This window comes from Microbulbifer variabilis (assembly GCF_020524905.1).
Taxonomy (GTDB): domain Bacteria; phylum Pseudomonadota; class Gammaproteobacteria; order Pseudomonadales; family Cellvibrionaceae; genus Microbulbifer; species Microbulbifer variabilis_A.
On record NZ_JAIVKI010000012.1, the window covers coordinates 45,889 to 60,117 of the forward strand.

General features: G+C 40.1%; 11 protein-coding genes. 2 read left to right on the forward strand and 9 right to left on the reverse strand.

The features are described from left to right. The 9 genes from LC073_RS13975 to LC073_RS14015 all read right to left on the reverse strand — a co-directional run bounded on the left by LC073_RS13975 (window position 1) and on the right by LC073_RS14015 (window position 11,400). Window positions 1–1,635 carry a type VI secretion system baseplate subunit TssF gene (locus LC073_RS13975; RefSeq protein ID WP_226647865.1) on the reverse strand — a complete coding sequence of 545 codons (1,635 nt, stop codon included), beginning with the start codon at window positions 1,633–1,635 and terminating at the stop codon, window positions 1–3. 20 nt (window positions 1,636–1,655) lie between these two features. Continuing rightward, window positions 1,656–2,045: a hypothetical protein gene (locus LC073_RS13980; RefSeq protein ID WP_226647866.1), complete on the reverse strand. Its 390-nt coding sequence runs from the start codon at window positions 2,043–2,045 to the stop codon at window positions 1,656–1,658. 41 nt (window positions 2,046–2,086) lie between these two features. Further along, complete coding sequence (gene tssK / locus LC073_RS13985; protein WP_226647867.1) at window positions 2,087–3,493, reverse strand: type VI secretion system baseplate subunit TssK; 1,407 nt, start codon at window positions 3,491–3,493, stop codon at window positions 2,087–2,089. A gap of 49 nt (window positions 3,494–3,542) precedes the next feature. Further along, a complete protein-coding gene (locus tag LC073_RS13990) occupies window positions 3,543–4,175 on the reverse strand; it encodes a hypothetical protein (RefSeq protein WP_226647868.1) in 633 nt (210 codons plus the stop codon). A 55-nt stretch (window positions 4,176–4,230) separates the two neighbouring features. After that, a complete protein-coding gene (gene tssC, locus LC073_RS13995; RefSeq protein WP_226647869.1) occupies window positions 4,231–6,120 on the reverse strand; it encodes a type VI secretion system contractile sheath large subunit in 1,890 nt (629 codons plus the stop codon). Next, window positions 6,120–6,644, reverse strand: coding sequence for a type VI secretion system contractile sheath small subunit (gene tssB / locus LC073_RS14000; protein WP_226647870.1), 525 nt, complete (start codon window positions 6,642–6,644; stop codon window positions 6,120–6,122). Before tssB ends, tssC begins: the two co-directional genes overlap by 1 nt. Window positions 6,645–7,210: 566 nt before the next feature. Beyond that, on the reverse strand, window positions 7,211–8,005 hold the full coding sequence (locus LC073_RS14005) for a hypothetical protein (protein WP_226647871.1): 795 nt from the start codon (window positions 8,003–8,005) through the stop codon (window positions 7,211–7,213). 403 nt (window positions 8,006–8,408) lie between these two features. After that, on the reverse strand, window positions 8,409–9,623 hold the full coding sequence (locus LC073_RS14010; protein WP_226647872.1) for a hypothetical protein: 1,215 nt from the start codon (window positions 9,621–9,623) through the stop codon (window positions 8,409–8,411). A 190-nt stretch (window positions 9,624–9,813) separates the two neighbouring features. Further along, window positions 9,814–11,400, reverse strand: a complete 1,587-nt coding sequence (locus LC073_RS14015; RefSeq protein ID WP_226647873.1) for a sodium:solute symporter — start codon at window positions 11,398–11,400, stop codon at window positions 9,814–9,816. Between the two features lie 265 nt (window positions 11,401–11,665). On the opposite strand from LC073_RS14015, the gene LC073_RS14020 reads away from it, so the two are divergent. After that, window positions 11,666–12,886, forward strand: coding sequence for an ROK family transcriptional regulator (locus LC073_RS14020; protein WP_226647874.1), 1,221 nt, complete (start codon window positions 11,666–11,668; stop codon window positions 12,884–12,886). Window positions 12,887–12,981: 95 nt separating this feature from the next. After that, the gene (locus LC073_RS14025; RefSeq protein ID WP_226647875.1) at window positions 12,982–13,962 is read left to right on the forward strand and encodes a hypothetical protein; all 981 of its coding nucleotides are present in this window, start codon (window positions 12,982–12,984) and stop codon (window positions 13,960–13,962) included. Window positions 13,963–14,229 lie beyond the last annotated feature (267 nt).

A 14,229-nucleotide genomic window follows, 5' to 3' on the forward strand; every position in this document is an offset into this window, starting at 1 on the left:
TCACCAAGTTTTGGTTATATTTATTTTACTCCGGTCAAGATCGTGACGCCCAAGGATATGGTAATCACCACTAACAATAACCGGACGACTTATTACCCATGTATGGAGAATCAGTTCAATATGCTTTAAAAAATCTTTAATGAGTGGCTCAAGCTCTTCTTCAATTGCCTTGAAACCGAGAACATAATGTATAACCTGGTTAACTCGTCCATTAATATCTGAGGAATTTTGATCATAAACCTGTAATGAATTCAGGAGAATTCTTAGTTGCTTGTATTCTCCTTTCCAAATACTACCGATTGAATCTAATATTAAAAGAAGGTCCTTAAGCTCTAGAAATGCTTTATTTTTCAATGCCGAAATTGCTATATTTTGTTCAGAAGATAAATACATTCCTGGTTGATATGGTTCAACTGGTCGGCCTATGTTAGACAGCAAGCTGGCTTTAATCCCACTCACTTCCCTGTCATGAAAACGAACCGCAAGAGGTTTCCAGAGATATCTACTAAATACTGGTGAGTGCCATTTTGCTTCAATAACAACTTGTACCGGATCATCGAACGCATTAGGCATCCGTAAGATAATTTCATGTAGGTTAGATTTGGTGTTTATTATCAAATCATAAGTTTCTGAATCTTCACTAATGAACTCTGGGTGTATCGCAATACGTTCACTGCCATTCTGCTTGAAGACTCCCTCAATATGACACAATTCAAGCTCTTCACTTGCATTTGGTGGTAAGATCCGATGTTGAGACTTGGTACCATCCATTAGTATGGTCTCAGAATCTTCATATTGTATATTTTCTATTGGAACAACATTTAGTTGGAATAAATTACTATTCAAGTACACATCGTTCGGCCAGGTTGTTTCTAACAATATCACCAATTTTCCATCAGTCCATTCCTCCGGAGTTTGTAAAAACTCTAACATCATGAATGAATGCTGTTGTGGCATTTGAAAATATTGTCTAACTTCATATATTGTATTTATATTTGGTCTGTCATCTCTTCCTAAAGTCATTTTGCATCGATATTTTTTTCCATTGCTTAACTCTAGATAGATGTCCCGTTGAGATTCAGCTAATACCTGTTGCAATTTTAAGTTTTTAGACCATTCATTACCTGTGTTAATGAAAATTTTTAATTTTTCTAATGCTAATGGTACTGACGCCATATTCTTGATATCAATTTCAAGCCTGGATCTCAGCAATCCCTCACTTTTGACAGTTACATTATCTATCTCTACTGGATGAACAACGTGATCTATTTGGGTGCGAAATAGTGCATAATTGTTTTCATTATCACTTACAATAAATGTTGTTCCTGCATTAATATGAGTAGGTTCATATGCTTGGTATCCACTCAGTTTAATTAGTCCCAATGCAGGTAGTGGGCTAGCCAAGTAAGGGTATATCTGATTGAACAACCTCTGGTATAAAGAATTAATCGTTTGCTCTCCGGCAATTCGATTTCTAGCCATTAATAAGGCAATTGACTCAACGAGCTGTTTAATTTCCTGGCTACATTCTTCTAACGGAATATGCGCATATCGCTGGGTATAGTAATTTCTAAATTCTTCGATATGAGTAAGGTCATTACTTACTTCCTGTTTCAATTTGCTATTTATTTCCATTTTCTACCCCAGCAGAACTATTATTGTAATTTTATCATTGCGCCTTCAATTTTCACCAACCCTTTACCAGTGGCATTAATGATTCCAGACTTAATGTCAACCTTTCCCTTGGATGAAAAGGATAAGTTTGCTCCTGCTTCTAAATCACAATTGAGGCCGCTTTTTAACTTTGCACTTTTATTTGCTTTGCATTCGATGGTGTCGGCATTAACTATAAATCTTTTGCAGTTAAAGCTTATTTCATTTGGGTCTTGTGTAATAGTGCTAGTGCCAGAGGCACTTTCACTTGTAGTTTTAATGGAGTCTGATTGTATTAAAATTTGTTGCTTAGTTCTTGATGCTTTATTGTCTACTGTAATGACCACCCCATCTTTCTTGTTAAGCTCTATCCTACAAAATAGTGCACTCATAGTTATTCCTATATTTGAGCTATAGCGTAATAAAATGGCCTTTAATTGCTCGACAAATTTTCAGGTAGTTTTTTATATATAAAAAAACCCATCATTTTGTAACTTTCTTGTGCAAAGAACCCAATATTTCCGTCTCGGTGGATATACCTACGTTCACCCTCAGTTCCAAGTTTGAAACACTGAACTTCACGGCCGAACTCATAACCAAACCCTGGATTTTCCAACTTATGCAAACTAATTCCTTCTAGCGCATAGGTATTTATATCATTTAAACGGTCCCTACTACTTAAAATGGGCATATTCGTATGATCTAATATTGGTTGTCCTTTTAAATCTACAACAAAATAGAGTGTATCGTTGGCCTGTAATGATGGGGGCAATGGAACAGCATAGACTCCATCTTTTAGAACGAATTCATAGAGCTGATTATCACTTTTCTCTACTTTCATTCGCATATTGAGTTGACCAATTAAATATTTGAAGCAAGAGGCCAAGTCCCTATGTCTATAAGGTTCTGGATCACGTTCTGGCCATTCGCCACGGTACAACATAAGATCGGTTAGTAAACTGTAAAGTGACTCATATAAATAATAGGGATGAAGCCTTAATTCACCACTTTTGGCTACTGAAATATTGAGGTTCTCCAGTAATCGCACGTTAGCTTGGATTGCATGAAGACACTGTTTAATACTATACAAAATAGACTTTGGAAGGTTTTTTGCACCAAACTCCTGACGAAGATCAGCGCGAAAACGTAACATTACAGCCAGTAGTTGCCGCAACATTTCAGCCATATAAGGGCTATTTCCAATCTGTAACAATGGCGGAATATAATTGGTCGACACCTTCCAGCCAGAATCAAATTCTTTTTCAAAACAACCTAAACATCCTGTCTCTATCAGATCATGATCGTCTAATAAATATTCATATTCTCTTGGTAAAACTTGCTCACAGGATAAAATGATCTTGATGAATCTACGATTGATCGAATCAACCTTTGGCGTTAATGTTTTTACATTTCTTGGCCCATCAATAGTACGCTCTTGTAAAACATGATATATAACTGCGGGTTGATTAGCTTGTTTCAGCTCGACAGGAGAAGTAAGAAGGATTGAATTTCCTGGATAATTAACTAAAATGCCTTTCTTTGTTACCAACTTTAAACTTTTCAAACTTACTATCGATTCTTTCAATAAAAGACTGTGATCCCAATCAATACTACTAATACCGAAACTGGGTAAACCTGATAATTCTTGACGTTCTGATGCCTCTGCGATTAAGGACTTCTCTTGAGCCATTAAATGCTCTGGTAGCAGTGGTTGCCCTACCTCCCATTTAACTGGCGCCAGGCTTTCCTGTGACATGATAAATCCTCTAACTAAAATATATTTTTTATTTAGCTTTCCAGCTTTTATAACAATCTCATTTATAAGGTTATTATTTGGCATGAAAGAGGCACACAATTAGATATATGCCCCTTTGTTAATGAGTTACTTATTATTTTTTTCCGCCACCTGTATCCGTCTTAACTCCCCAAGGCTTTACATATTTTGCACTATCGCTTACCGCCAAATGGAACTGTTGTGCGGTGGGCTTGGGTGTGATCTCTATACAAACCCGGAATAATTCTGGAGTTTGAATGATGTCAGTTGCTTCTTGAGCCACATCTATAGCTAGCTCAGTTGTGTCTGAAGAGCCATTGTATATCTTCTTAATTTCACCTTTATTGAAAGCAGTATTAGTATGCATGGCTTTAAAATATTTACCTGCCACTGGATCATACCTAGCACAAAATAATTCGAAATCCACATCCGTACATTCCATGTCTCTTTTACGTAAGAGGTCCAGGATTGTGCGATTTTCATAACTAGTATAAAACGCAATTTGGATGGGGTCTGCATAACCGCCCGAGTAATAAATAGACTCAAGAATACCAACCGTTTTTGATATTTTTTCTACAGCGCTCTTTTCAGCTCCGCTATCAATTCCACAAAAATCAGGAACTTCAATATTTTGCTCAAGTGTTTTCTTTCCTACAATCATTTTTGTCATATGACCATAAGGTGATTGGTCATCCTTTGCGGCATTAAACCCTTGACGCACACTCAAATTATGTATTTCTGCAGCCATAAAGACTCTCCTTATAGTTTTTACTAAATTAACTAATTTTTAAAATATTGTTATTTTAAGTTCTGACATCTAAGCTAAGCTCCACATCCATACCTTCAAATTGTCTATGGGGCATCACCGAGATTTTGCTACTATACCAACCGACCAAACCCTCTTGCTCATCAGTCTCTACCTTGATCGATTTAAATGGGTAATAACGCAAGGTCAAGTCATCAGGATTAACTACTGTTGTAACATATTGTGAGAGCCATGTTTCAATAGAAGAATTGATATAGTCCTTTGTTGCAGTACTACCTACATTATCTCGCATAATACATTTAATATAATGAGCGATTCTGGTAATTGACATTGTGTAAGATAGATTCGCCACTAATTGGGAATTTTGTGAATCTATAGGATCTTTGAATTTTTTTGTTTTCTTTATTGACTGACTACTGAAGAAGCATGCATTGGATGACCCTTTTTTATAGATTAAGGGAATAAACCCAGCATTTGAATACTGCAATTCTTTATAGTCAGGTATTGTTAACTCAATAGGTGCTTTAACTTCTTGTTGACCATTTAATTTAAAATGATGTTGAGGTAGGTATTCTATTGTGCCCCCTCCTCTTGGTCCCCTTATATATTGACACCAACCTGTTTCTGTAAATGAGCGAATCATGTTCTTACAAAATAGGAAAGCTGCATTACACCAAAGGTAATCTTTATGTCCTTCATAGACATCTATTTTCTCTTCAAAACCAAATCCACCAGCATTTGCCTCAGGCTCATAGGGGGCTCTTAAAAGAAACTTCGGCAGTGTCAGCCCAATGTATGCAGCTTCTTCAGACTCTCTAAACTGATTCCATTTTTCAAATCTTGGATGATTTAGATGAGCTTCTAAATCTTTAATTTCTGAAAGCTCCTTAATATCACTACAGGCAAAGAAATTTGGCCCTACTGATGAGATGAATGGAGCATGGCTTGCCGCTGAAACTTTTCCCATTGTGCTGAGAAAGCGACGATCTGAGTCGTTGTTATCGAATTCATATAAGCCCATAATTGAACCATATGGAGATCCTCCATACTGATCATACTCGGAAACATATATTTTTTTGAATATCTCACTGTTAGTGAGATCCATAGAATTATTTTCTAGATCATCCCTAAGTTCATCTTTTGTGCAATCCAGAACATCAATCATAATATTGGCACTCCAGTCTGTACTTTCGATAAGTCCTTGCAGGCCCATCCAATTAGACTCTAGTACTTTGAAATTATCATTATGAATGATTGCATTTACATGCCGATTTATTTTTTCATCGATTTCAGCGCAGGCATTTGTCACTTTCTGTCGAATATTTGCCATTGCTAAACCATCATTATCATTTTCAGGCAAAATATCATTAAAAAGCGCTGTAGCCATGCAACCTAAAAAATAATCTGCTGCTTGTTCATTGTCATTTAAAATCAAATGTTTATCTGTTTTTAGCAGATCGCTAATTAGGGTTTCTTGCTTGGCAATTTTACTGATTCTTTTTACAGCTTTTGTAACTTCTTCACGCGCTGCCAACTCTAGAGATAAGTTACCTTCTGAATCGTTGTCATATTCTGCAATTGCAGCATTTGCATTATTGAATGCCGGTGTTAATGAATCAAGTGATGAACTTAGAGAGCTAACCATACTCTTATCCAGAACTTCATTATGTTGATCCATATATTCCTTTACAGTCTCACACTTTTCTTTTACTTCACCGATATACCCTTTTAATAGATCATAGTTTTCACTTTCATCATAAGCTCTAGTACTATCTGATATACTGGCAAGCTGTTCTTTAAGCTCTTCAACCTTTTTTATCCTGGCTTTTTTATTTAGAAGTGACCCTATTGTTTCTGGCATATAATTTAAGCTAGAACCAAGATCCATTACATGTTCATTCGGTACTGATATCACGTTAGATTCCATTACTCCTCTCCCTCTATCTTCAGCTGGTGATCCAATAGATTGTTTGATAACTTACTGTCACTCGCATAACTAGTTTCGAGTGCATTTTTAAGTGCATTAACTGCATCAGGGTTATTTATCAAACCTTTTAAAGCCTCTCTAAATTTTGCACTATTATTAATACTTGATAGCAAAGTATTTAAAGCTCTTTTTGATCGGACCATATCGTCCAGTGAGGTTATGCTTTTACAGACATTGAAGGGATGGAATGAATCAACATTTTTAATTGGTATTAGGTGTCTTTTTTCATCATCATCCGTGACATTTACGTGGATTCCCATCTCCTCTATCACAGGATTTATATTGTTCCCTTTAAAGCTAATTATTTTCCTATCAGCTAAAGGTACTTTTTTACTATTTGGCCCTGAGAAATCCCCCATGATTAAGATACGCAACGGCAGTTCTAGATTTTCAGGCTGTCCATTTATGTCGGTTTTATAACGTAAAGTCATTCTTGATTTAGGGATTGTGTCTTGTATCGCCATTTGAGACTCCGCAGGTTAAATGTTAGACCTTTTATTTAAGACTTTTTGTTTACACTATGAACTTAAATACATTCTTACTTATTGTTTCTATAAAATCGATTACAGAGCCTTAAATTTTATTTCTTTAAATTCTACTTTATTACAAAATATTTCAGATTTATCATGGAATCATTGTGAACTTTGCTTGCTCTTTATTGTACTGCAGGGTATCCCGAACAAATAATTTACTTTGTTTTTTGATTGTTATACCTTGGTAGTCAACTGAGTTATTTAGATATAAGAAAAATACAGCCTATTTAATTTAAAGGTTATATATATTGAATATGCACTCAAAACAAGCGGCGTTAGCTTGCGCCGTTTTAGCAGTCCCTCAGAGGGAGGTTTTCCATTATTTAGTTTTTTCTACAACCGTACCGGCAACATGATCGCACGTATACTTTAAACCTGCCTCTCAAATATTATTACCATATAGAATACCCGCTGGTATTACGCTATCAATGCATTTATTTACACCAAGCTTTACCATTATTTCTCTTAATGTTAAAAACTAATATTTTCTTTGTAAGTCATAATTCAAGAGCCATTTTTTTGCTCATTGCCATAATTTTAACGCTATCAACTCTCTTCCATGTTCTATAAAAAGCGCTAATTTTTCCATATATGTCGTGTGATAGTTTTTTTAATGTTTCAAAACTTTGCTGCCCATAATCTGGATCAAAAGAGAGACACTTTGAACTTCGTTTAAATAAATTTAAGTTGCACCCATGCTTAAGCTTTATTGTTAAATTATGTGACACATAAATTTCTCCTCTGCCAAACCCACCAATAGTCAGAATAAGATAATCATAGCCACAGTCTATTGCAGTTCTAAACTGATTCTCTAATGTCCTTGCACTCAGGTAAATGGCATCCAATTTTGAGAAGCCATACATTTTACTTACGGTCAATTTTTCTCTGTCAAAGTTGCTACTATATTCTTTATATTTATTGGCATAGTAATTTTTTTTTGAGCAAAATTTTTCATCTCTTTCCCATTTATAGTTTTTATTATTGCTGATTTTGCTTATCCAAGCACAGCAATGAGCCCAAGAATCATACCCTCCATTATCCTTTTGCCTTATTTTAAGGTCTCTATATTGATACCCATTCTCATCTATATAAAAACCACTTGAATCAGAATTGTCTTTTCTCGTACTTGCTTCTATCTGCTTATTTAAATCATCTATTAAATACACCCTCCCCCTCCTTGTTTTTTTAAATTGTCTTAAGAGTTTTACGCCAGATTCATTTTCAATTCCATGGTATCTAGTATGCATATTTTCATTTGGTGTACGATTACATTGGACATCATTGCATTTCATAAAATTTTTCATAATTACACATTGTTACAAATTACATGCTGACCTTTTTCCGAATACCTTTTGAGGGAATATTGCAAGCATTTTGCTCCATTATTACCGACCCTGAAAATCTTCATAATTTAACTAGCGGGCCTACGAATACCTTGAATACAGTGTAAAACATTGCACTCTAGTAATATTAAGCCCGGAGCGCTGCTTTTACTTTCAGCTAGCAGCGTTAAAATTTTGAGGTGAGGTGAGGTGAGGTGAGGTGAGGTGAGGTGAGGTGAGGTGAGGTGAGGTGAGGTGAGCAATGATTTTCAACCTAACTCTACTTGTGAACTAGGTTAACCAACCTGCTCCCACTCTGATTGGTTAACCTTAGTGCTATTATTCTAGAATTATCTATTTTCTAAATTTTAGATTAGTTAATGACTGGATCTTCTATAATGGTTACATTTTCTAATCCATAATATTCCACAACCCAAGAATAACTTTCAAAGACTTCGTAGTGGTCGGGATAAGCATTACCCACAACATCCCAGCGCTTTCGGGATTTAGAGTAGCTGGAGCCTTTAATTACACCGGTCAATTGGAATTCATCACCGTTATGAGGGTTTGTTACTGTGCTGGTATAGGGGATTTCAACCTCACTATTTTCCACCATCATACGGGCTACCAGCAAACTATAGGCGGGTACACTCGCAGGCATAGCTTCCTTAACTGTTCTCTGGTTACTGACCGTTGAGGTCTCACCTACAGTAGTTGAGGCTGAGAAAGTTTCTGAGAAACTGAAAGTAACTGATCCACTATTTTCAACCGTACTGGGTACACCCACCTTGTACCCCTCGGTTAAGCTCACTCCGGCAGTCACTGAGATACCAAGCGTATTAGTCCAGGTGTCAGTTTCACTCTTGCCATCGGTATACCAAACTTCGGTACTATCACTCTGAGTTACATCAGAAACATTTTCCAGTAGCCTTTCACCAAAGAACGTTTTAGTGTTCTCTGGAGTCTCCACAATTTGATCCCAATGTATTTCCATCCCACTCTCAATTAGGTCAAAACGGTCGGCTACACAGGGATAAATACTCCATATTTTGCTGTCGCCCGCGGTACCAGCAAAGCCTACTACTGAACGAGTATCAATACTTAATTGATACTCCTGCCACTTATTCCAACTATTGTTACTACCAAAGGTTATTTCCCTGGTAGTGTTGTTAGACATATCTTTCAAGTAAACACGGATACGGGAAATATTGCCATCACGTTTCTTATAAAAGCGCCAGCCTTGGATATATTCCATATCACCAAGAAGTTTTCGGAACCCTGAACCAGTAGTTTTCCCTACTTCATCATCATCGGCATATAGGTATTCGAGCTTGAGACCCTTAATATGTTCGTCTCCACTATAGCTAGTAATAGCAGCTATTTTATCCCCCGACACACGCTTGGAAGAGTAGCTATCGCACATATCAAAATCACTGCCATTACCACTCTTACCATATGAGAATATATCATCGTACCTTAAGGTACCGCCGTTATCTGCAGTATTAAAATAAAGATCTAATATGTTGGTTGTTGCAGCGACTGGGCCGGCAAGTACAAGTCCGATCATCATCGTAAGAATATACTTCATAGTATCCACCCTTTTTATTACATTATTAATTTTTCATTCTTTGTTACCTCAATACCTCTACCTAAAAATTTATTTATCCTTTGTTCACCTCCTATGATTGCCTAATAGAACTCCATCCTGTGTGAGATTCTGTCATGACCTATACATATTTTTTAATGGCATGGCTTGTAGCCTCCGAAAAACTCAACAATCACCAGAAGCTTCCCACTACCAAAGCTGTAGCAATCAAAAGCAACACTGAAAGCACGCGGTAGTTACGCCATAGTGGTTCTTTGCGCAATGTTTCAGTCTCCGCATCAAAGTCTTTGCGAGACCAAACAAATTCTTTTGCTTCTTCGCTGATCCTTTCCGATGAAATCAAGCTGGAAACCACTAAAACCAAAGCACAAAAAACAAAGAGAATTGGCGCAATATAGAGAAAGTGAAGATCGGTCCAGTCCAGTACCTCATTAGCCAAAAAGAGGCCCGCACCGCCAGAAGTACCCAAAGCCAAGGTTGTAATAGCACCCTTGGAAGTTGCGCCTGACCAGAAGAACCCGATCAGGAAGAGAGCCAAAACTGGGGGTACAGCATAAGAAAGTACTTTTTGTAGGTACTGAAATAAAGAACCAAAATTTTCTATCTGCGGTGCCCACAGCACAGCCAAGACCATAAAGATAAAGGTAACCAACTGCCCCACTCGCATCAGTTGGTGTTGATTCAATGTAGGGAAACGCTCCCGCACAAAATCCATGGTTACCAGAGTGGATGCGGAGTTAAGCGTAGAGTCAATCTGGGACATAAGCGCTGCAACAAAGCCAGCCAATACCAACCCCAGAATACCCACAGGTAACAGCTCGAATAACAAGGTGGGATACACCATGTCAGCTCGCTCCAATTCTGGGAACAAAACAATAGCCATGGTACCGGGCAAGACCATAATAAAAAGGACTGGCAGTTTCAGAAGACCGGCAAACAGCGCCCCCCAGCGTCCATGATTAATATCCTTGGCACTCAACACCCGCTGCACCATAAATTGATTAGTGCACCAGAAGTAGAAACCCAGTAGGGCCACTCCAGTGACCAACCCCAGCCAAGGTACACTGGCATCCCCAATTGGGCGTATCAGGCTCAGTTGATGGGTGGACACCTGGGAAACTACATTCTCCCAGCCACCGGCGCGATCCAAAGCAAAAATACTGATTAAAATTGAACCGACAATCAACAACAGCGCCTGGATAGTATCGGTGTAGATTACTGCGGCCAAGCCGCCGGCAATCGTATATATACCGGCAATTACTGCCAGTATCGAAATCGTCACCGACATCGGCATCTCTGGAAAAATCAGCTTCATTACCAACCCACCGGCATAGAGACTGCCGGCAGTATCCACCACGATATTCAGAAAAATGGTCAAACCGGAAAAGTAAGTTCTGGCCGTGCGATTAAAACGCCGCTCCAACATCTCAGGCATGGTATAGATGCGGGAGCGAAGAATTGTGGGTAGATAAAAAATGGCGAAAAAAACCAGGATGACCGCTGCCATCCATTCATAGTTGAAGACCGCAATGCCCGTGCTGTAGGCATCACCTGCCAAACCAATCAGGGTGGTACTTGATATATTGGAAGCAAATAGGGAAAGGCCTATCAAGGGCCAAACCATTTTACGTCCAGCGAGGAAATAATCCTCTGCGGTATCGTGTCGGCGACTGAGATAAAGCCCCAAACCGATGGTGAAAACGAAATATACGACCAAAATGATCGCATCGATGGGGTGGAGACCAAAATCGACCGACATAACTCCCTCGTTCACCGCAAGCAGCGTATTTTTAGAATGATTTGCTGAAACTTGCAAAAAATTAAATCACAGTGGTTTAATTAAGTAAAGAAAACCTATGAAAACGTACAAATTACTTGAAAATCAATTAGTTAGGCTTATTTCATATCGTTTCACTTTCATTGATAACGATTAGTAAAGGTTCTAAAATCCGAAATGATCTATTTGTCACAACACAGCTAATGATCGACTTGCGGGTTGACGTTTTTACTAAAGGGGAGCTCGGATGGGCAAAGGAAGTAACTCTAGTGGCTTGCGCCGTTACAACGAACGGGTGCTACTGACGGCCTTGCGCAAATCAGGAAGCGCCTCGAAATCCGACTTGGCCCGCCTCACCAACCTCACCCCCCAGGCCGTTACACGCATTGTGGATGAGCTGGAAAGCACCGGCATGGTTATGCGGGAGGGGCGCAGGCTCGGCGGCAAAGGTCAGCCCTCCATCATGTACACCATCAACCCTACCGGCGCCTACTCTATAGGCATTAAAGTTGGGCGGCGCAATGTTGAATTACTCTTAACAGATTTCGGCGGCAATATTCTTAAGAAGTTATGCCAGGAATTTGATTGCCCCGAACCCGATTTTCTACTCAAAAACATCGAAGCGGGCATCAAAAGCTTAAGTGCTGAACTAGCCAGGAAAGATCAGTCCAAGCTTGTCGGTATTGGCATCGCTATGCCCTGGTTTATCGGTGCCTGGACCAAAGAGCTGGAGATGAGCGAGGCACTGGCAGAAAAATGGCGGGAAATAAACTTCGCAGAAGAGGTCTCCAAAGTCACTCATCTGCCTGTCTTTTTCGAGAATGACTGCTCGGCAGCAGCAGTAGCCGAGCTGCAGTTCGGCAAAGGAGCTGAAGTTTCCGATTTTCTCTATATTTTTGTCGGAACTTTTATCGGCGGTGGCCTGGTGCTCAATAGCAGTTTGGAGGCTGGCGTTCATGGTAACTCCGGCAACCTGGCCACTATGCCAGTCCCCGCCTCCAAGCTCAGCAGCACCCCAAAAGCCGAAGGGGCTTTCGAGATCCTACTCAATCGAGCCTCTCTATTTGGCCTGCGCCGACACCTGCGCACTAACAAAATCAATATCAACGACTCCTCCGATTTATTGTCAGTTATGGATGAAGCGCGCCCGCTGATACAAGAATGGTTGGATGACTGCGCAGATGCACTGGTATATGCCATTCTCTCTGCAGTCAGTGTGCTGGACCTTGAGGCCGTTATTATCGATGCGCATCTGCCGCGCTTCCTGCTAGAGGAACTGGTGGAAACAATCTCCAGGCGAATGCAGCAAGTTGCTCCACCCGGTGTTTTCAAACCTCAAATAATGAGCGGTAGGATCGGCATTGATGCCATCGCAATTGGTGGCGCCATCCTGCCCTTTTATTCCAATTTTGCACCAGACAAAACGGTGCTACTGAAGGGCGGCGTGCCTGAACGAGTCCCGGTTTAGCCGGGCAACACGGCAGATATTTTGTAATCAGCCAATGGGGTTTTAAAACCGTCTTGGCTCGTTTTTATATAATGATAATAGCGAGGTGCCCGCGAATGGCGTTCAACTTAGAAGACAAATGGGTTTGGGATTTTTGGTTCGCGGTCGATGGCAATCAATACCATATGTTTTATCTACAAGCAGATAAATCCCTTGGTGATTCAGAGTTGCGCCATTGGAATGTTTCAATCGGCCACGCTATTTCCATAGATCTGATTCATTGGAACCCAGTGCAGGACGCTATAAAACCCTCCCCTTATCAGGAGGGTGACGTTAATGAGGCTGCAGATTCCTATACCACTTGGACCGGCTGTGTACACAAGGAAGACGACACCTGGTATATGTTTTATACAGGCACCAAACGTTCGGAAAAAGGGCTTATTCAGCGGGTCTGCCTGGCCACCTCCAAGGATCTTTTAAACTGGCAAAAACACCCGGAAAATCCGCTGGTAGAATTGGACCCCAGGTATTATGACGGCCTGAATCTCGATTACTGGCATGATGCCTCTTGGCGCGACCCCTGGATTATTAAAGATCCCAGTAAGCCTGTTTATCATATGTATGTCACCGCCCGCTGTAATCAAGGCAGTCCCGATGGGCGCGGCACAGTGGGTTATGCCAGCTCCACCGACCTCATTCATTGGAAGGTCGGCGAACCTATACTGGCGCCGGGCTGGTATGGTGAGATGGAAGTTCCTCAAATTGAGAAAATCCATGGGCGTTACTATCTTTTCTGCTCGGTCTCCAGCAAATTCCACAGCCAAGCCCATCGTGATTCTATGAGTGGAACACCTCTTACCGGCACCAAATACTTTGTCTCCGACTCCCTAAATGGCCCCTACAAAGTTATTGGCGATGGCTTCCTCGGCGCTGACGAACAGGGCAGCCTGTATTCCGGCCGGGTAATACAGGGGCCAGACCAACACTGGTACCTACTCGCCTTTAATCGCGACGATGCACAGGGCAATTTCATCGGCGGGGTATGTAATCCCAAAAAGATCGAATTCCTTGAGGACGGACAGTTAAAACTGGCATAACAGCCTTAAGGTTGTTCACAGTACTTCAGGAAGTATTGGCATGGGAACATTGATGCCGCCCCTAAAATATCTATTAGAGCCTGAAGACTAACTTTTGCGCTATGGGAATTTCAGAATTGGGAATTTCCCATAGCTTCGCGTTTTATTAGATATTTGTCCCTATAAAACTCAGATTCAGCCCCCTTCAATCCTGTCGACATCCACAAGTAAAGCTTACTTATAGACTCCCCTGACTCACCTCCCCTTCAGTGAAAATTAACTCTCACT

Coding starts and splice junctions, on each gene's coding strand:
- LC073_RS14025 (WP_226647875.1), top strand. CDS start 12,982: ATGGCGTTCAACTTAGAAGACAAATGGGTTTGGGATTTTTGGTTCGCG.
- LC073_RS13975 (WP_226647865.1), bottom strand. CDS start 1,635: ATGGAAATAAATAGCAAATTGAAACAGGAAGTAAGTAATGACCTTACT.
- tssB (WP_226647870.1), bottom strand. CDS start 6,644: ATGGCGATACAAGACACAATCCCTAAATCAAGAATGACTTTACGTTAT.
- LC073_RS14010 (WP_226647872.1), bottom strand. CDS start 9,623: ATGAAGTATATTCTTACGATGATGATCGGACTTGTACTTGCCGGCCCA.
- LC073_RS14015 (WP_226647873.1), bottom strand. CDS start 11,400: ATGTCGGTCGATTTTGGTCTCCACCCCATCGATGCGATCATTTTGGTC.
- LC073_RS14020 (WP_226647874.1), top strand. CDS start 11,666: ATGGGCAAAGGAAGTAACTCTAGTGGCTTGCGCCGTTACAACGAACGG.
- LC073_RS14005 (WP_226647871.1), bottom strand. CDS start 8,005: ATGAAATGCAATGATGTCCAATGTAATCGTACACCAAATGAAAATATG.
- LC073_RS13990 (WP_226647868.1), bottom strand. CDS start 4,175: ATGGCTGCAGAAATACATAATTTGAGTGTGCGTCAAGGGTTTAATGCC.
- tssK (WP_226647867.1), bottom strand. CDS start 3,493: ATGCCAAATAATAACCTTATAAATGAGATTGTTATAAAAGCTGGAAAG.
- LC073_RS13980 (WP_226647866.1), bottom strand. CDS start 2,045: ATGAGTGCACTATTTTGTAGGATAGAGCTTAACAAGAAAGATGGGGTG.
- tssC (WP_226647869.1), bottom strand. CDS start 6,120: ATGGAATCTAACGTGATATCAGTACCGAATGAACATGTAATGGATCTT.